Here is a 20,855-nt window from a genome sequence, read left to right as displayed (position 1 = left end):
ATCTACACCACCATCAACTGATGATTCGCCAGTAAGGTGGCGAGGTCGGTATGCACGCCCGTCAGCGTGACCACGTTAGCTGTCGCAAAGCCGCCACCTGTGCCGTCGCGATCGATCTGCACGATGGTGTCGCTGCCGCTCTGGGTAACTTTGACAAAATCACCGATGTTTCCGGCCTGCGCATCCAGCGTCGCCACGCCGTTGACGTAGCTGGCTTTGCCGTTGCCGGTGTAGCCGCTGCCCTGTAACAGTTCGCGAATATCAATACGATCGGTGTCGGCGGTGCCTTCCCATGTCCCTACCGTAAAGCCATTCACCACGTCCGAGCCGTTGCCACCGGTGGCGTCGCTGGCGTTGAGCAGTTTATAGAGCAAGGTGTCGTGCCCGCCGTTGCCGATGTTGAGCGTGTCGTTACCGCCGCGCCCTTCCAGTTGGTTATCGCCCGTGCTGCCGGTCAGGGTATCGTTAAAGTTAGAGCCGGAAATCCCCTCGATATTGGTAAATGTCGAGGTGTTAAAGCCAGTGGCCTGGGCGGCGGTGCTGCTTAAGTTAGCGGTCACGCCTACCGTTGAGAGTCGGAAATCAACCACGTCCATGCCGCCATTCGCCAGCCAGGTTCCGGTGCCGGAGCTGTACACCCAGCCGCCGGAGCCGTCGTAAGTGTCGGTGCCTGCGGTGGCAAAGAAGGTGTCGTTATAACCGGTGCCAACGAACTTACCGTTGTTGCTCGCGGTGCCTGCTTCGGCGCTGAGATCATAAGCGTGGGTAGCATCGGTGGCCTGTAAACCGCCCCAGGTGGTATTGACCGTCTGGTCGATATTGCTGGCGGTGGCACCGGTGGATTTGATCAGCACCGCGTTATAGGTTTCTCCGGCATTCAGCCCGTAGAAATTGACCAGCGCCGAGGTGTCGTTAACCCCCATCCCCGACTGCGGATTGATGATTTGCGTGGCGACCAACACACCCGCCGAGTTGTACAGTTTTACGGTATTGCCGTAATAGACGTTAATCCCGTTGGGATCGGTGATGCGCAGGTGCAGCGACGTGCCGTAGCTCACCGTGTTGGTGTTGCGGATCAGGAACACGCTGCCCGACTGTTTGGTCACCAGCACATCCACCGCGCCGTCCCAGTCGTAGTCCATTGCCGCCACGCCGCTGGTGGTGCCGCTCTGGCTGCCGCCGAGTACCGACTGCGTCCAGTTACTGGCACCACCAACGTTGGTGTAAAGGTAGGATTGTCCGGTCTGGGCAATACGGGCGATATCCATCAGGCCGTCATGGTTCCAGTCCACCGCCAGGCTAAACTGGCTGGCATAGGTAGTTGCCGTTGCCCCCACTGCCACCGGACTTCCCAGCACGCCGTTGGTGTTGAATAACAGGGAACCGTAGTTAGTTCTTCCCTGGCTGGCGGGCAGGAAGAGATCCATATCGCCGTCACCGTCGAAATCCGCCCAGGTCATGGAGACAGACGTCGAGTTACCGCCGCTGCCCGCCGTGCTGAGGAAGGTATTGATGGTGTTTTGTCCCCAGACAAACGTGCCGTTGCCCTGGCTGATAAGCGAAGACAGCGTGTAATAGTTGTTCAGGTTGAAGGTGTGCTGAACCAGGTCAATCCTGCCGTCATTGTTCAGATCGACGCCAGAACCTTCGTTAAGCGAAAGATATCCCGTCACCGCCCCGCCCACCGTGGCGCTCCCGCCGTTGTTGGCAACGGTAGAGTTCCCCGTCAGCACGCCCGCGTTATTCCACAGGAAGGTATTGGAGTCTGGCCCCCCGGCGTCGCCAATCCAGAAATCGAGATAGCCGTCGCCCTCTTTATCAAACGCTACTACCGAGCCATACCACGTCAGAGTGCCAACGGCGACCAGAATCGCACTGGAAAACGTGCCGTCGCCGTTATTGGTAAAGCCATTGATATAACCCGTGCCGTAGTCATCACGGGTAATAAACAGATCGCCCGTACCGTTACGGTCGTAATCGGCGATAGAACTGGTGGCGTAGTTGTTGCCGCTCTGATACAGCGTCAGGGCGGTCTTCGACCAGGTGAGCGGGTCGGTAGATTGCATAATTTGCTGGTTCGCCAGCACCGTCCACATCCCGTGGTTGTCGAGGCCGTAGGTCAGCCCCCAGGCCGTTGTTTTATTGGCGGTCGTCCAGGCTGGCGTGTAATCAATCGCCGCGTTGACCGTCACCGTGCCGTTGCTGACGTTGGCGGTGTTGCCGTTGCCCGCCGAGCTTTTCACCTGCGCGGTGACGTTATAGGCGGTAGCGGACGCCGCCAGCACATCGGTATCCGGCAGTTGCACATACCAGGTGTTGTGCGCCGGATCGACCACCACCGCGCCGCCCGGCTGCGAGGTGTAGGTTTTACCGTTGATCACCACTTCAACATACTGCCCGCTGGCAAGCGCGGCAGTGATCACCCCGCTGATGATTGGCGTAGTGTCACGCGTGGTCTGGCTGGTGATTTGCGCCAGCGTCGTCGGAATAGAGGTATCAACCGTCAGAACAAAATCACTAGAGGAGGTGATATTCCCCGCCAGATCCACCACTCGCGCGCTGTAGGTATAGGCACCGCTGACCAGCCCACTGTCGCTGTAGGTCCAGTTCAGTGCGCCGACCATCGTCACCGCGCCTAACAATAAGCCGTTGCGATAGAGGTAAACCACTTCTCCGCTGGCAAGCGGAGCGGAGAGCACGCCGTTTAACAGCGGCGTGGTGTCGTCGGTAGCCTGCGAACTGCTTAACGTCCCCTGCCGCTGCCCGACATCATCGGTATACGACACAATACCTGGTGTGGCGGTGGGGTTAATCGTATCGACCACCACCGTTTTCGACACCACCGGGCCGGTATTTCCCGCCAGATCCAGCACCCGCACCTGATAAACATAGCTGCCGTCGGTCAGCGTGCGGCTGTCGGTGTAAGTCCACTGCGTGCCGTTGGTGGTGAGCGTGGTCCAGGTCGCGCCGCCGTCGAGGCTGATCTGCGCCACTTCGCCGCTGGCAAGCCCCGCGCCCAGCGAACCGGTCAACGTGAGCGTGGTATCGCTGGTGATAAAATCGGTTGCCGAGCTACCCGTATCGGTGCTGATGCTGGCGATGGTCAACACCTGCGCCGGGTTAACGGTGTCGATCTGCGCCGTCTGGCTGCCGATTGCGCCGACGTTGCCTGCCAGATCGACCACTCGCACCTGCCAGGTGGTCGTGCCGTTAGTCAACGTGCGCCCATCCGCGTATGTCCAGTTCAGGCCGTCAGCCGCCAGCGTCACATTCACCCAGGTTGCGCCGTTGTCGGTACTGATTTGCGCGAACTCGTTAGCACCGAGCGCCGCGCCCAGCACGCCGCGAACGGTAAGCGTGGTATCGCTGGTAATAAAGTCGCTGCTGCTGGCGCCGGTGTCATCGCTGATACCGGTAATGGTGATGCTTTTCGCCGCTTCGGGACTGGTGGTATCGACCACCACGTTTTGCGTCGCGGTCTGCCCGACGTTCCCCGCCAGATCCACCACCCGCACCGTGTAGTTCCAGGTGCCGTCGGTCAGCGTGCGACCATCGGCATAGCTCCAGTTGGTGCCGATAACGGTTAACGTGGTCCAGGTAACGCCGCCATCGAGGCTGATTTGCGCCCGTTCATCAGCGGCAAGCGCCGCCCCGAGCGTCCCGCGCACGGTCAGCGTCGTGTCGCGGGTAACAAAATCGCTGCTGCTTAAACCGGTGTCATCGCTGATGCCCGTAATAGCAATGGTTTTACTCGCCAGCGGCGCGCTGGTGTCAACGGTGACAATCTGGCTGGCGGTCGCGCCGATATTTCCGGCTGTGTCGATAACCCGCACCTGATAGTTGTAGTTGCCGTCAGTCAGCGTGCGCCCGTCAAGGTACGTCCAGGTCAAACCGCTTACGGAAAGATTCTGCCAGGTTGTACCGCCGTCGATGCTGATTTGCGCGAACTCACCGGCAGCCAGCGTCGCCCCCAGCGTGCCGCTCACCGCAAGCGTCGTGTCGCTGGTAACAAAATCGTTAGTGATCAGGCCCGTATCGGTAGTGATCGCGCTGATGGCGATGGTTTTCACTGCTGGATCTGGCGCGGTAGTGTCGATCACCACATTCTGGCTGTCAGTCGCGCCGACGTTGCCCGCTGCGTCAATCACCCGCACCTGATAGAGATAGTTGCCATCGGTCAGCGTGCGGCTGTCGTTATAGCGCCAGGTCGTGCCGGTAACGGTGAGCGTGGTCCAGGTTACGCCGCCGTCGATACTGATTTGCGCCGTCTCGTTACTGGCAAGCGCGGCGGTGAGCGAGCCGTTGACCACCACCGGACTAACGCTGGTGATAAAGTCGCTGGCGCTAAGACCGGTGTCGGCTTGCAGGGAATCGATATTAATGCCCATCGCCGGGGCGCTGAGATCGACGGTAATGGTGTGATTGTTGCTGCCGGTGTTGCCGATAGCGTTGCTTACCGAGGCGTTAATCACGTAGGCGTTGCCGTCCGCCAGCGCGGTGACATCGGCGCTGCCGAGGGTGTAGCTCCAGCTACCATCGGTCTGCACGGTGGTGGTGTAGGTTTTGCCGTTTAAGGTCAGGGTCAGCGTCTGCCCGACCGGCGCGGTGGTGGTGCCGCTGATCACCAGCGACGAGCCGTGTTCCGCCGCATTCACCACATCATCGCCCGCGAAGGTGTTGATGGTGACGGTGGGGACGTCACCGTTCAGAGTAACGCCACGGCTGGCGCTGCCGGGGTTTCCGGCCTGATCGCTGACCGTCGCGCTAATGGTGTAGCTACCGTCGCTTAATCCGGCAAACTGCTGCGCCGGAATAAATACCGACCAGCTTCCACCGCTGGCGACCGTTGCGGTCCAGCTCTGACTGTTAAAGATGACGGTTACCGTCTGACCGACTTCGGCGGTGGTGGTGCCGCTGATGGTCTGCCCGGCAAGCTGCTCGGCGTTGTTAATAATATCGTCGCCCGCTACCGTGGCGATGGTCACCGTCGGCGCAGCGGTGTCAACGGTCAGGGTGTGCGTGGTTTGACCGGGGTTGCCCGCGCGATCGTTCACGCTGGCGGTGATGGTCTGCGCGCCCTGCCCGAGCGTTGCCAGATCCGCCGCAGGTACGTTCAGCGCCCAGGTGCCATTGGCGGCAACCGTGGAGGTATAGGTTTTGCCGCCAAAGGTCACGGTGACCGTCTGCCCGACTTCCGCGCTGGTCGAGCCGTTAAGGGTTAACGGCTGCTGCTGTTCGGCTGCGTTGAGTCGGTCGTCCGTCGAAACGGTGTTAATGCTGATAATCGGCGCGGTGAGATCTACCGCCACGCTGCGCGAGGCCGTGGCGCTGTTTCCGGCGCTGTCCTGAGCGGAGGCGCTAACCGTATAGCTGGTGCCATCAGCAAGTGCCGCAACGTCTGCCGCTGGCACATTCACGCTCCAGCTCCCGTTGCTTTGAATGGTGGCGCTGTAGCCTTTGCCGTTAAGCAACACGGTCACCGCTGTGCCTGTCGCAAAATTGGTGCCGGTGCCGCTCAGGGTCAGCGCACTGCCTGCTTCGGCGGCGTTAATGAGGTTATCGCCGCTGATGGTGCTGACCGAGAGCGACACTGCCGCCGTGTTCACCTGCACATTATGCGTTTGCGTGCTGCTGTTGCCTGCGCTATCGGTAATGGTGGCGCTGATGGTCACCGTGCCGTCCGCAAGGCCGGAAATCACGCTGGCTGGCACGCCGACGCTCCAGTTGCCGCTGGCATCGGTGCTGGTAACGTACTGCTGCCCGGCGATGGTCACCACCAGGCGGTCGCCCGCTACCGCGCCCGTGGCGGTGCCGCTGATAATCTGCGCCTGGTTATGTTCGACGTTGTTAATCACATCATCGCCCGCCACGGTGTTAAAGCTGATGACGGGCGCGGTGGTATCGACGGTGATGCCTTTGCTGGCGCTGCCGGAGTTACCCGCCAGATCGCTGACCGTGGCGGTCAGGGTGTAGCCATTATTGGCAAGCGCGGTTAAGTCGCTGGCGGGCAGCGTTAAGCTCCAGCTGCCGTCCGCCTGCACCGTGGTCTGGTAGTTAGTGCCGTTAAGCGTGACGGTCAGCGTCTGCCCCGTTTCCGCCGTGCTGGTGCCGGATACCGTTACGCCCGCCGCCGCTTCGCTGGCATTGATGATGTTATCGCTGGCAATGGTGTTGATGGTCACCGTTGGCGCGGCGCTATCGACGCTGTATTCATGCGTTGCCGTGGCGCTGTTGCCGTTGACGTTAGTCACCCGCACCTGGGCGCTGGCATCGCCGTCACGCAACATCGCCATATCCGCTGCCGGAACGGTGGTGCTCCAGCTACCGTTTACCGCCACCGTGGTGGTGTAGGTTTTACCGCCAAAGGTCACAGTGACGGTTTGCCCCGCTTCGACGCCGGAGGTGCTGCCGGAGAGCGTTAACGCCGCGCCTTTTTCAGCGGCGTTAATCACATCATCGCTGGTAATGGCGTTAATGCTGATGGCGACGGCGGTGAGATCAACAGTCAGCGGATGGGTAATGCTGGTTTGCGTTCCGGCACTGTTCGCGCCGCTAACGGTAATATTCAGCGTTCCCGCAGGCCAGTTACTGACATCTGCCGCCGGAACGCCGACGCTCCAGTTGCCATTCGCCAGCACTGTGGCGGCGTAAGTTTGGTTATTAATCACCACCGTCAGCGCCGTGCCTGCCGCAAAGCCGGAGCTGCTGCCGGTGATCACCTGCGCCTGAGCGTGTTCGATGATATTGACCACATCATCGCCTGCAACGGTATCGACCCGCAGACCTGGCAGACTGGCATCGATGGTGATATCGCGCGTGCCGCTGCCGGTGTTGCCAACGCCGTTGGTCACCGAGGCGTTAACGGTTAACTCACCGTTACCCAGCGCCTGCCAGTCGGCGGCTGGTACGCTCACGTTCCAGCTTAAATCTGGCTGGACGGTGGCGCTGTAAGTTTTACCGCCCAGTTCAACGGTGACGGAGCTGCCCGCCGCCGCGCCGGTCACCTGACCGCTGATGGTTTGCGCGCTGCCTGCTTCGGCGGCATTGATAATGTCGTCCGTCGCCACCGGATTTATGGTCACACCCGGCAGCGCGGTGTTGACCTGTACGTTATGGCTGGTGGTGCTGCTGTTGCCCTGAGCGTTGGTAACGCTCGCCGTCACGCTGTAGGTGGCTTCGCCCAGCGCACTGACCGCCGAGGCAGGAACGGTGACGCTCCAGTTGCCGGAGGCATCGGTGGTGGTGCTGTAGTTTTGTCCGTTCAGGGTGACGGTGATCGCCGTGCCCGCAGGCTGATCGCTGGTGCCGGAAAGCGCCAGATTCGATCCTTTTTCCGTCGCGTTGATCACATCATCGCCCGCGATGGTGTTGATGCCGATCGCTGGTGCGGTGAGGCTTACCGTCACGGTGCGGCTGGCGTCGTCGCTGTTGCCTGCCCGATCGCTGACGCTGGCTGTGATGGTCTGCGCACCGCTACCCAGCGCCGTCACATCCGTCGCCGGTACGCCGACGCTCCAGTTGCCGGAAGCATCCAGCGTGGTGGTGTATGTTTTGCCGTTGAGCACAACGCTCACCACATCACCCGCTTCCCCGCCGCTGCTGGTGCCGGAGATCACCAGTGCCTGCGCATGTTCGGCGTCGTTGATGATGTCATCGCCCGCCACAGTGTTAATGGTGAGAACCGGCGCGGTGGTGTCTACTGCCAGATTATGGCTGGCGCTGCCGGGGTTGCCCGCTTTGTCGTTGACCGTGGCGCTGACGGTGTAATTGCTTGCGGTCAGCGCGCCTAAGGCTGAAGGGGGAACGCTGACGCTCCAGCTACCGTCCGCCTGCACAGTGCCGCTGTAGGTTGCACCGTTAAGGGTGACGGTCACCGACTGCCCGGTTTCGGCGGTGCTGGTGCCGCTGATGGTCAGCGGATTTCCCGCCTCTGTGGCGTTAAGAATATCGTCGCTGGCGATGGTGTTAATGGTGAGCGTTGGCGCGCTGGCATCAACGCTATACGCATGGGTCGCCGACGCGTTATTGCCGCTCGTGCTACTGACGCTGGCCTGCACGTTCGCCGCGCCGTCTGGCAGGGTTGCCAGATCCGCCGCCGGAACAGTTACGCTCCAGCTTCCGTTGGCGGCGACGCTTGCGGTGTAGGTTTTACCGCCAAAAGTAACGGTAACGGTTTGCCCGCTTTCAATCCCGCTGGTGCTGCCGGAAAGGGTCAGGTCGGTGCCTTTTTCGGCGGCATTAATTACGTCGTCGCTGGCAACGGTGTTGATGCTGATAGCCACCGCCGTTAAATCAACGGTAAATGGATGGCTGACGCTTACCGGGTTTCCGGCGCTGCTTTGCCCTGTTACCTCAATGTTTAACTGCCCCGCAGGCCAGGCGCTGACGTTTGCCGCCGGAATACCGACGCTCCAGCTACCGTCTGCCTGTACCGTGGCGGAATAAGCCACGCTGTTAATGGTGACTGTCAGCATGGCGCCTGTATTCAAACCGCTGCTGCCGCCGGTGATCACCAGCGCCTGCCCGTGTTCGATGCTGTTGACGATATCATCGCCCGCGACGGTATCCACCCGCAGACCTGGCAGGTTGGCGTCAATAGTGATGTCGCGCGTGCCGCTACCCGTGTTGCCACTGGCGTTAGTGACAGAGGCGTTAATGGTTAAATCGCCATTGCCCAGCGCCTGGAGATCGGCTGCCGGAACGCTGACGCTCCAGCTTAAATCGGGCTGAACTTGCGCTGTGTAAGTATTGCCGCCCAGCGTGACGGTCACCATATCGCCTGCGGCGGCGCGGGTCACCACCCCGCTGATGGTTTGATCGGCGCCCGCTTCAGCCGCGTTGATAATATCGTCGCCCGCAACCGTGTTGATGGTGACGCCCGGAAGACCGCTGTCGACCAGTAAATTCGCCTGGCTGCTGGCGGTGTTACCCACCGTACTGGTGGCGCTGGCGCTGACGGTATAGTTAGCCTGACCTAAGGCCGCCAGATCGCTCACCGGCACGGTTAAGGTCCAGTTGCCCGCCGCGTCGGTGGTGGCGCTGTAGTTGTGACCGTTGAGCGTAACGGTAACCTGTGCGCCGGTCGCCAGCCCCGTACTGCCGCCGCTGATGGTCAACGGCTGACCTTTTTCATCGGCATTCAGCACGTTATCGCCGCTGATGGCGTTAAAGGTAATGGTCGGCAGCCCGGTATTGACCGTCACCTGATGCGTGGCGCTGCCGCTGTTACCCCCGGCATCGGTGACGCTGGCGTTGATGGTCACCGTGCCGTTCGCCAGCGCCGAGACAACGCTTGCCGGTACGCCGACGCTCCAGTTACCGCTGGCATCCAACACGGTGGTGAAGGTATTTGTGCCGATAGTTACCGTGACGGTGCTACCGGTTGCCGCACCAGTGGCGGAGCCGCTGATAATCTGCGCCTGAGCGTGTTCCGCTGCGTTGATCACATCATCGCCTGCCACCGTGTTGATGGTGACCACCGGAACGGAAGTATCCACCGTCAGGTTGTGGTTAACCGAGGCCGGGTTTCCGGCTTTGTCGCTCACCGCCGCGCTGACGGTGTAGTTGCTGGCGGTCAGGGCGCTTAAGTCAGCTGGCGGCACGCTGATACTCCAGCTACCGTCCGTTTGTACCGTGCCGGTATAGTTTGCGCCATTGAGCGTGACGGTGACCGTCTGCCCCGCTTCCGCCGTGCTGCTGCCGGTGATGGTCAGCGCCGTACCGGCTTCGGTGGCGTTAAGAATGTCGTCGCCCGCAATAGTGTTGATGGTCACCGTTGGCGCGCTGGCATCGACGCTGTAAACGTGGGTGGTGGTGGCGCTGTTGCCGTTAACGTTGCTGACGCTGGCCTGTGCGCTGGCATCGCCATCACGCAGGGTTGCCATATCCGCCGCCGGAACCGTGGTGCTCCAGGAACCATCTGCCGCGACGATTGCAGTGTAGTTTTTGCCGCCAAAGGTGACGGTGACCGTTTGCCCTGATTCCACGCCGGACGTGCTGCCGGAGAGCGTTAACGCCGCGCCTTTTTCGGCGGCGTTGATCACATCATCGGCGGTAATGGTGTTAATGCTGATAGCGATCGCCGTGAGATCGACGGTGACCGGGTGCGTGACGCTGACCGGATTTCCGGCGGTGGTGCTACCACTCGCCGTAATCGTGACCGTCCCCGCAGGCCAGGCGCTGACATCCACAGCCGGAACGCCGACGCTCCATGAACCATCAGCTAAAACCGTTGCGCTATAGTTCTGGCTATTAATCGAAACCGTGAGTACCGCCCCCGCTGCCAGACCAGAACTGCTGCCGGTTACCACCAGTGCCTGCCCGTGCTCGATGATATTCACCACATCATCGCCAGCGACGGTATCGACCCGCAGACCTGGCAGATTAGCGTCAATGGTAATGTCGCGCGTACCGCTGCCAGTATTGCCCACGCTATTAGTGACTGACGCAGAAATTGTTAGTTCGCCGTTACCCAACGCCTGTAAAGCGGCTGCCGGAACATTAATACTCCAGCTTAAATTGGCCTGCACTGTCGCCGTGTAAGTCTCGCCACCCAGCGTGACGGTCACCGTGTCGCCCGCCGCTGCGCCTGTAACCTGACCGCTGATAGTTTGATCTGCCCCGGCTTCGGCAGCGTTAATAATATCGTCCGTCGCCACAACGTTAATGGTGACGCCCGGCAGCGCGGTATTAACCTGCACGTTATGGCTGGCGGAACCACTGTTGCCATCAGCATCGGTTGCGGCGGCGGTCACGGTATAAGTCGCTTCACCAAGCGTACCAACCGCAGACGCCGGAACGGTCACGCTCCAGTTACCGGAAGCATCGGCAGTGGTGGTGTAATTTTGCCCGTTTAGCGTAACGGTTATCTGCGTGCCCGCAGGCTGGTTGCTGCTGCCGGAAATCGCCAGATCCGCGCCTTTCTCCGTGGCGTTGATAATGTCATCGACGGCGATGGTGTTGATACCGAGCACCGGCGCGCCGAGCGCCACGTTGACAATGTGCGAAGTCGTGCCGCTGTTGCCTGCGGAGTCGGTAACCGTGGCGGTAATGGTCACATCGCCCTGCGCCAGTGCGGAAATCACGCTGGCAGGCACGCCGATGCTCCAGTTGCCGTTGGCGTCCAGCACGGTGGTGTAGGTGGTCGTGCCAATGGTAACGGAAACCGTATTACCCGTCGTCGCACCCGTTGCCGAGCCGCTGATAATCTGCGCCTGGCTGTGTTCAGTGGCATTGATGATGTCATCGCCCGCTACCGTGTTGATAGTCACGACCGGGGCAAGCATATCCACCGCCAGATTATGCGTTGCCGAGGCCGGATTTCCGGCTTTGTCGCTGACCGCCGCACTCACCGTATAGGAGCTGACGGTGAGGTTGGCTAAATCGCCAGTCGGGACGCTGACGCTCCAGCTTCCGTCTGCCTGCACATTGCCGCTGTAATTGACGCCGTTTAGCGTCACGGTCACCATCTGCCCGGCTTCTGCCGTGCTGGTGCCGCTGATGATCAGCGCAGTACCCGCTTCGGCGGCGTTAAGAATATCGTCCGTGGCGATGGTGTTGATGGTGACGGAGGGTGCGGTGGCATCGACGCTGTAAGCATGTGTTGTCTGGGCGATGTTGCCTGCTACGTTGCTGACGCTGGCTTGTACGTTTGCTGCGCCGTCTGGCAAGGCTGCGAGATCGGCGGCTGGAACTGTAAGCCCCCAAGTGCCGCCCGTCGCAACCGTGGTGGTGTAGCTTTTGCCGCCAAATATGACGGTAATGATCTGCCCCGCTTCCACGCCGAAGGTGGTGCCGGAAAGCTGCAAATCAGTGCCTTTCTCGGCGGCGTTAATTACATCGTCAGTGGAAAGGGTATTGATGGTAATCGCCACGGCAGCGAGATCGACCGTGACCGGATGAGTAATGCTGGTTGTGGTTCCGGCGGTGTTGGTGCCTGTAACCGTAATATCGACCGTCCCCGCAGGCCAGTTACCCACATCCGTCGCCGGAACGCCGACGCTCCAGGTGCCATCGGCGAGTACCGTTGCGCCGTAGGTGACGCTGTTGATGACTACCGTCAACGCCGCGCCCACCGCCAGTCCGGTACTGCTGCCGGTTACCACCAGCGCCTGACCGTGTTCGATAATATTGACCACATCATCGCCTGCTACGGTATCGACGCGCAGACCTGGCAGATTGGCGTCTATCACGATGTCGTGGGTTGCGGTGCCGGTATTGCCTGTAGTGTTGGTGACCGAGGCGCTGATGGTCAGCTCACCGTTACCTAACGCCTGCAAATCTGCCGCAGGCACGCTGACGCTCCAGCTTAAATCTGGCTGCACGGTTGCGATGTACTGGTTGCCACCAAGCGTGACCGTCACCGTATTCCCCGCCTGCGCCGTTCCCGTGACCTGACCACTGATGGTCTGGTTAACGGCGATTTCAGCGGCGTTGATAATGTCATCGCCCGAAACGGTATTAATGATTACCCCAGGCAGGAGGGATTCGACATTCACCGTATGGGTGGTAGCACCGCTGTTGCCCGCGCTGTCGGTGGCGCTGGCGCTAATCTGGTACACCGCCTCGCCCAATGCGCCGACTGCCGAAGCCGGCACGGTAACGCTCCAGTTGCCAGAACCGTCGGTGGTGGTGCTGTACGCCAGGCCGTTCAACATCACGGTGACCGTGGTGCCTGTCGCCAGACCGCTGGAGCCACCGCTGATGATCAGATCCTGGGTTTTCTCGGTATTGTTAATGATGTCATCGCCGGAGACGATATTGATGATCAGCGTCGGGCCGCTGAGATCAACGGTCACATCGTGAGTCGTGCTGTCGCTGTTGCCCGCGCGATCGATCAGGCTGGCGGTGATGGTCTGGCTGCCGGTCGCCAGCGCCGTGACATCCGCCGCCGGAATACCCACGCTCCAGTTACCGGAGGCGTCCAGCGTGGTGGTGTAGTTTTTACCGTTCAGGTTAACCGTAACCACATCGCCCGCCACCGCGCCCGTACTGGTTCCGCTCACCACCAGCGCCTGCCCGTGTTCGATAGCGTTGATAATGTCATCGCCCGCGACGGTGTTAATGGTGAGATCCGGCGCGGTAACGTCCACCGCCAGCGCATGGTCGGCGCTTGCCGGGTTACCCGCTTTATCGCTCACCGTCGCAGTCACGGTATAGCTGCTGGCAGTCAGCCCGCTTAAATCCGTTGCCGGAACGTTCACGCTCCAGGTGCCATCGGCCTGGACGGTGGTCTGGTAAGTATTGTTATTAAGCGTGACGGTCAGCGTCTGCCCGGCCTGCGCCGTGGTGGTGCCGCTGATGGTTATTCCCGCGCCCGCTTCGCTCACGTTAAGGATATCGTCGCTGGCGATAGTGTTGATGGTCACAAGCGGTGCGGTGGTATCGACGCTGTACGCGCGATCGGCCTGGGCGCTGTTGCCGTTAATGTTGCTGACGCTCGCCTGCACGTTGCCCGCACCGTCCGGCAGCGCAGCGAGATCGGCAGGCGGCACATTCACCGTCCAACTGCCGTTGGCTTCAACGGTAGTGGTGTAATTTTTGCCACCAAAGGTGACGGTCACCGTCTGCCCGGCTTCGACACCGCTGGTGCTGCCGCTTACGACCAGCGTTTCGCCTTTTTCGACGGCGTTGATCACATCATCGCCGGAAAGGGTGTTAATGGTGATGGCGACCGCCGCCAGATCGACGGTAACCGGATGGGTAATGGTGGAGGTTGTTCCGGCACTGTTGGTGCCGCTTACCGTAATATTCACCGTTCCCGCAGGCCAGTTGCTGACGTCTGCCGCCGGAACGCCGAGGTTCCATGTGCCGTCGGCTAACACCGTCGCGCCGTAAGTGACGTTATTGATAACGACCGTTAACGCGGTTCCCACCGTTAATCCGGTGCTGTTCCCGGTGATCACCAGCGCCTGATTGTGCTCAATGCTGTTTATGACGTCATCGCCCGCCACCGTATCGACGCGTAAGCCAGGCAGATTAGCGTCGATTGTGATATCCCGCGAGCCGCTGCCCGTGTTGCCAACGCCATTGGTGACCGAGGCGTGTACGGTGAGAGAACCGTTGCCCAGCGCCTGAATATCCGCCGCTGGAACGTCCACGCTCCAGCTTAAATTAGCCTGCACCGTGGCGGTGTAGGTGTTGCCGCCCAACGTGACGGTGACCGTATCTCCCTGCGCCGCACCCGTGACCTGCCCGCTGATGGTTTGCGCGTTGCCGGATTCAGCAGCGTTAATAATATCGTCGGTCGCCACCGCGTTAATGGTGACAGCAGGTAAGGCGCTGTTGACCAGCACATTATGGCTGGCGGAATTGCTGTTGCCTGCCGTGTCGGTGACATTTGCGGTTACCGTGTAGTTGGCTTCACCCAGCGCGCTAACCGCCGAGGCTGGCACCGTGGCGCTCCAGTTACCGGAAGCATCTGTGGTGGCGGTGTAATTTTTCCCGTTCAGCGTCACCGTAACCGTAGTGCCAGCAGGCTGATTACTGGTGCCGGAAATTTGCAGATCCGCGCCTTTTTCCGTGGCGTTAATCACGTCATCGCTGGCGATAGTGTTGATACCAATGGTTGGTAAGGTGAGATTCACGGTAACCGTGCGGCTGGCATCATCGCTATTACCTGCCGCGTCGGTAATGGTAGCAGTGATGGTTTGCGGACCGCTGCCAAGCGCGGTGACATCTGCCGCCGGAACGCCGACGCTCCAGTTGCCGGAAGCATCCAGCGAGGTGGTGTAGGTTTTACTGTTTAGCGTGACGGTGATGACATCGCCTGCTTCCCCGCCAGTGCTGGAGCCGGAGATCACCAGCGCCTGTCCGTGTTCGGCGGCGTTAATAATGTCATCGCCCGAGACGGTGTTAATGGTCAGCACCGGCACGGTGAGATCCACCGCCAGCCCGTGAGTAGTGGACGCCGGGTTACCCGCTTTATCGTTGACTGAGGCGCTGACGGTGTACTGGCTGGCGGTCAGATTGCTGAGATCTGCCGTCGGCACGCTGACGCTCCAGCTACCGTCCGCCTGAACGGTGCCACTGTAAGTCACGCCATTAAGCGTGACGGTTACCGTCTGCCCCGCTTCGGCGCTACTGCTGCCGTTGATGGTTAACGGATTGCCCGCCTCGGCGGCGTTCAGAATATCGTCAGCGGGATGGTGTTAATGGCAAGCGTCGGTGCCGTAGCATCGACGCTGTAGGCGTGGGTTGCCGAAGCCGTGTTGCCGTTAATATTGCTGACGCTGGCCTGCGCGGTGGCGTCGCCGTCGCGTAATGTAGCAAGATCGGCGGCAGGTACGGTGGTTGTCCAGCTACCATCGCCCGCTACGGTGGCGGTATAGCTTTTTCCGCCAAAGGTGACGGTGACAGTTTGCCCAGCTTCCACGCCAGAGGTGCTGCCGGAAAGGATTAAATCGGCCCCTTTTTCAGCAGCGTTAATCACATCGTCGCCGGAAACGGTGTTAATGGAAATCGCCACCGCAGCCAGATCGACGGTGACCGGATGAGTGATAGTGACCGGGTTTCCGGCGCTACTGGCGCCTGAAACCGTGATATTCACCGTACCCGCAGGCCAGTTACTGACATCTGCTGCCGGAACACCAACGCTCCATGTGCCATCGGCTAATACTGTCGCAGCGTAAGTGACCGTGTTAATCACCACCGTCAGCGCCGCGCCCGTCGCCAGCCCGCTGCTGCTACCGGTTATCACCAGCGCCTGAGCGTGCTCGATGCTGTTGACCACATCATCGCCCGCCACGGTATCGACGCGCAGCCCCGGAAGATTAGCGTCTATCGCGATCTCGCGCGTGCCGCTGCCGGTGTTGCCAACGCCGTTGGTCACCGAGGCGTTAACCGTGAGAGAGCCATTACCGATGGCCTGAATATCCGTCGCCGGAACGTCCACGCTCCAGCTTAAATTGCCCTGTACGGTGGCGGTATACGTTTTGCCGCCAAGCGTCACGGTGACGGTATCGCCCGCCGCCGCGCCCGTCACTTGCCCGCTGATGGTCTGCGCTACGCCCGATTCGGCGGCGTTAATAATATCGTCGGACGCCACCGGATTAATGGTGACACCAGGCAGCGCGGTATTGACCTGCACGTTATGGCTGGCGGAATTGCTGTTACCTGCGCTGTCGGTGACGTTCGCCGTCACTGTGTAGCTGGCTTCGCCCAGCGCACCTACTGCGGAAGCGGGCACCGTGGTGCTCCAGTTGCCTGCGGCGTCCGTCGTCGCGGTGTAATTTTGCCCGTTCAGCGTCACCGTAATTGTGGTGCCTGCTGGCTGATTACTGGTGCCGGTAATTTGCAGATCCGCGCCTTTTTCCGTGGCGTTTATCACGTCATCGGTGGCGATGGCGTTAATGCCAATGGTCGGCACGGTAAGGTTAACGGTGACCGTGTGCGTCTCAATATCGTTATTGCCCGCCGCATCGGTAACGCTCGCCGTTACGGTTTGTGAACCGCTGCCCAGCGCGGTGACATCCGCTGCCGGAACGCCGACGCTCCAGTTGCCGGAGGCATCCAGCGTCGTGGTATAGGTTTTACTGTTTAGCGTGACGGTAACAACATCCCCCGCGTCCCCGCCGGTGCTGGAACCGGAGATCACCAGCGCCTGCCCGTGCTCGGTGGCGTTAATAATGTCATCGCCCGCAATGGTGTTGATGGTCAGCACCGGAACAGTGAGATCGACCGCCAGATTATGCGTGGTGCTCGCCGGGTTGCCCGCTTTGTCATTGACCGTCGCGGTCAGGGTGTGGCTGCCATCCGTCAATGCCTCAAGATCTGCCGCCGGAATGTTAATGCTCCAGCTGCCATCGGCCTGTACCGTTGCCTGATACGTCTGCACGGTCGGGCTGTTAAGCGTTATCGTAACAATCTGCCCCGCTTCGGCGGTGGTGCTGCCGCTCACCGTCACGCCCGCATCGGCTTCACTGGCGTTGACGATATTGTCGCTGGCAACGGTATTGATAATGATGGTTGGCGCGCTGCTGTCGACGCTGTAGTTATGCACCGCCGAGGCGCTATTGCCGTTGACGTTGCTGACGCTGGCCTGCGCGGTGGCGCTGCCCTCGGGTAATGCTGCTAAATCGGCGGCAGGAACGGTGGTTGTCCAGCTACCATCGACTGCAACCGTGGCTGTGTAATTTTTACCGCCAAAAGTGACGGTGACCGTTTGTCCGGCTTCTACGTTAGTGGTGGTGCCGGAAAGAGTTAAATTGACGCCTTTTTCTGCGGCGTTAATCACATCGTCCGTGGCGATAGTGTTGATGGCGATCGCCGCCGGAGTGAGATCGACCGTAACGGGATGGGTGATGCTCACCGGATTTCCGGCGCTACTTTCCCCGGACACGGCAACCGTCACCGTCCCCGCAGGCCAGGCGCTAACCTGCGCCGCCGTCACGCCTACGCTCCAGCTACCATCTGCCTGCACCGCTGTAGTGTAGTCGACGTTATTAATTGTGACGGTTAGCGGCGTGCCTTCAGCCAGCCCCGAACTGCTGCCGGTGACCACCAGCGCCTGCCCGTGCTCGATGATATTGACCACATCATCACCCGCTACCGTATCGACCCGCAGGCCAGGCAGATTGGCGTCGATGGTGATATCACGCGAGCCGCTACCGGTGTTGCCGTTTTCATTGGTGACCGAGGCATTAACCGTTAAATCACCATTACCCAGCGCCTGAATATCTGCTGCCGGAACGCTCACGCTCCAGCTTAAACCGGCCTGGACAGTAGTCGTGTAGGTATTGCCGCCCAGCGTAATAGTTACCGTGTCGCCAACGGCTGCGCCAGTCACCTGCCCGCTGATGGTTTGCGCTACGCCCGCTTCGGCGGCGTTAATAATATCGTCGGTTGCTACCGGGTTAATGGTCACGCCGGGCAGCGAGCTGTCGACCAGGAGGTTATGGCTGGCGGTGGCGCTGTTGCCGATACTACTGGTCACCGCTGCTGTCACCGTATAGTTGGCCTGGCCCAGTGCGGTTACCGCCGATGCCGGAACCGTCACGCTCCAGTTGCCGGAGGCGTCGGTCGTCGCCGCATAATTTTGCCCGTTCAGCGTCACGGTGATGGCGGTATTAGCAGGTTGATCGCTGGTGCCGGTAATCTGGACATCGGCTCCTTTTTCGCTGGCGTTAATCACATCGTCGCCCGCGATAGTGTTAACACCAATCACCGGCGCGGCAGTGTTGACCGTGACAGTGAGTGACTGGCTGCCGGTGTTTCCGGCGCGGTCGGTGACTGAAACGTTGATCGGATAACTGCCGTCCACCAGTCCGCTGACGACGGAAGCCGGAACGCCCAGACTCCAGTTGCCAGAAGCATCCACCACCGTGGTGTAATCCACATTATTGAGGGTCACGGTGACGATATCGCCAGCCTGCGCGCCGGTAATCGTGCCGCTGATGATTTGCGCCTGGGTGTGTTCCGGCGTATTGATGATGTTATCGCTTGCCACCGGATTAATGGTCACCACCGGTGGCGTGGCATCAACCAGCGCCACGCGTGAGACGCTGGTCGGGTTACCGGCGACATCGTTCACGCTGGCGGTGACCGTAGTGTTGCCGTCAGCCAGCGCGTCAACGTTGGCGGCGGGAACGGTCACGCTCCAGGTGCCGTCTGGCTGCACGATGCCCTGATAGGTCTGTCCATTCAGCGTGACGGTCACCGTCTGCCCCGGCTGGGCGTCGGTAGTGCCAGTGATGGGCAAATCCTGCCCGCTTTCGGCGGCGTTGATGATGTTGTCGGCGGTCAGCGAGTCGATGCTTAAGGCCGGCGCCTGGCTGTCGACGGTAATGGTGCGGGAGGTGTTTCCGGTATTACCGCTGAGATCCGTTACGGATGCAGTAATTGCCACCGCACCGTCAGGTAGATTACCCATATCGGCAGCGGGTACTGTCAGACTCCAGGAGCCATCGGCCTGCACAGTAGTGGTAAAACTCTGTCCGGCGAGGGTTACTGTAACCGTTTGTCCTGGCTCAGCTTGTTGAGTGCTGCCGGTGAGGGTCAGTGGCGCATTTTTTTCTGCACCACTGATAATGTCATCGCCGGAAACCGTGTTAATGGTGATCAACGGAGAAACGCCCACCAGCGTGATTGCACGTGATGCCGTGCCAGTATTTCCGGCGGCATCTGTCACGGTGACGAAAATCGTATTGGCTCCGCGATCCAGCGTGCGGGTTACCGCCGGGTCCAGCGCCACATTCCAGCTACCGTCTGCCAGCACGACGCCCGTCAGGACATGAGCGCCCAATTTCACAGTCACCGTATCGCCAGGAGAAGCACCGCTGACGTTTCCGGAAATGATCTGCGCAACGGCCTGTTCTGCATTATTAAGAATATCGTCGCCCGCCACGGTGTTGACGTTGATCGTCGGCGCGCTGGTATCTACCGCGAAATTCGCGCTGTTGCTGGTGGTATTTCCTGCTCGGTCGCTGACGCTGGCATTTACGGCGTAGTTACCATCTGCCAGCGCCTGCACTTCTGCGGCAGGCAGCGCCACCTGCCATGTGCCATCGCTACCGACGGTTGCTGTATGGCTTTTACCATTTACTGTCAGTGTAACGATTTGCCCGGCTTCAGCATTCGAAGTACCGCTCAGTACCAGCGCGGCGTTATGTTCTGCGGCGCTGACAATGTTGTCCTGGGCGATGGTGTTGATAGCAAGCGTCGGCGGCTGGGTATCGACGGTTAACAGTTGCGCGCTGGTGACCGTATTGCCCGTAGCATCTTTCCCGCTGACCAGCACTGCCTGATTCCCTTCGCCTAACGCCTGGGCGTCAGCGGTCGGCACCTGCACGCTCCACGCGCCGTTAGCACCTACGCTGGTCGTGTAGGTTTTGCCGTTTAGCGTGACGCTGAGTTCTGTTCCCTGCGGCAAGTTGCTCGTCGTGCCTGAAAGCGTAAATCCGGCGGCCTGTTCGCTGGCGTTAATAATGTTATCGCCTGCGGTGGTGGCGACCTGCACGCTGGCCTGGCTGTCGTCGATGGTTAACGTTATCGAACCAGCGTCAGTGATGGTGCTGCCGACAATTTGCACCACTGACCAGGTATGTTCACCTGCGCTTTGCGTGGGTAAAGAGACGCTCCAGTGCCCGTTGCTGTCTACCTGAGTACTGGCAATAGTATTGCCGTTACTGTCTTTGATCTGGATGGTCGCCCCCGCCTGCCCGCTACCGCTAAAGGTTGGCGTGGTGTCATCGGTGATGTCATTGGTGGCGAGAATACCGCGCTGATCGCCCTGATTATCGGTGACTAAAAATGATGGGGTCGCATTGCCTGGCTCGGCGGGTGGCGGAGGGTTGTTAACCACTTCAGTTTTTGAATCGTCATCACCACCGCTTGCCAGTAAAGCGCCAAGCGCACCGCCACCTACCGCTGCCCCCGCTAACCATCCCCACGGGAAGGTGCTGGTCTGAGCAACGGTATCAAGAAATGGTGCAATACTTTCAATAGCGGTGGTCTGGGCGGTCAGTTCTACGGGGGCTAACCCCCCCGCTGCGGCATCGGCAAAGGTTACGTGGGTTAGCTGTTGTCCATCGGTAAAGACCAGTTCAGATTGTTCACTGGTATTTGTCGCTTGCAGGAAATAGCCGTTGCAACGGATAACCGTGCCATCCTGCATATAGATCAGCAGGTCATTTCCTTCGCGAACGTAACGCGCAACGGCAGATGCCTGAGCATGAACCTGCACCACAGAGGGCTCATAAATAACAACCGTAACGTCGCCAGGATTAATCAGCGTTTGTTTGACGGATGTTTTACGCGAAATAACATCAATAATCAGGCTCATAATGGCATTCCTGATAAATGGCGCACATCCTTAGCGAGTCCATTTATCTAAATAAGACAAAGGTAATAACTCAACA

The 20,855-nt window shown here is 60.0% G+C and carries 1 pseudogene; it reads right to left on the bottom strand.

The features are described from left to right. Positions 1-2: 2 nt before the first annotated feature. Positions 3-20,779: pseudogene (gene siiEA / locus C3D30_RS04930) on the bottom strand (BapA-related adhesin SiiEA). Between the last annotated feature and the right edge of the window lie 76 nt (positions 20,780-20,855).

Origin of the sequence: Escherichia sp. MOD1-EC5433 (assembly GCF_002966005.1) — a bacterium.
GTDB lineage: Bacteria > Pseudomonadota > Gammaproteobacteria > Enterobacterales > Enterobacteriaceae > Escherichia > Escherichia ruysiae.
Note: the sequence above shows the minus strand (reverse complement) of the source record. Positions and strands in the feature narration are given on the sequence as shown.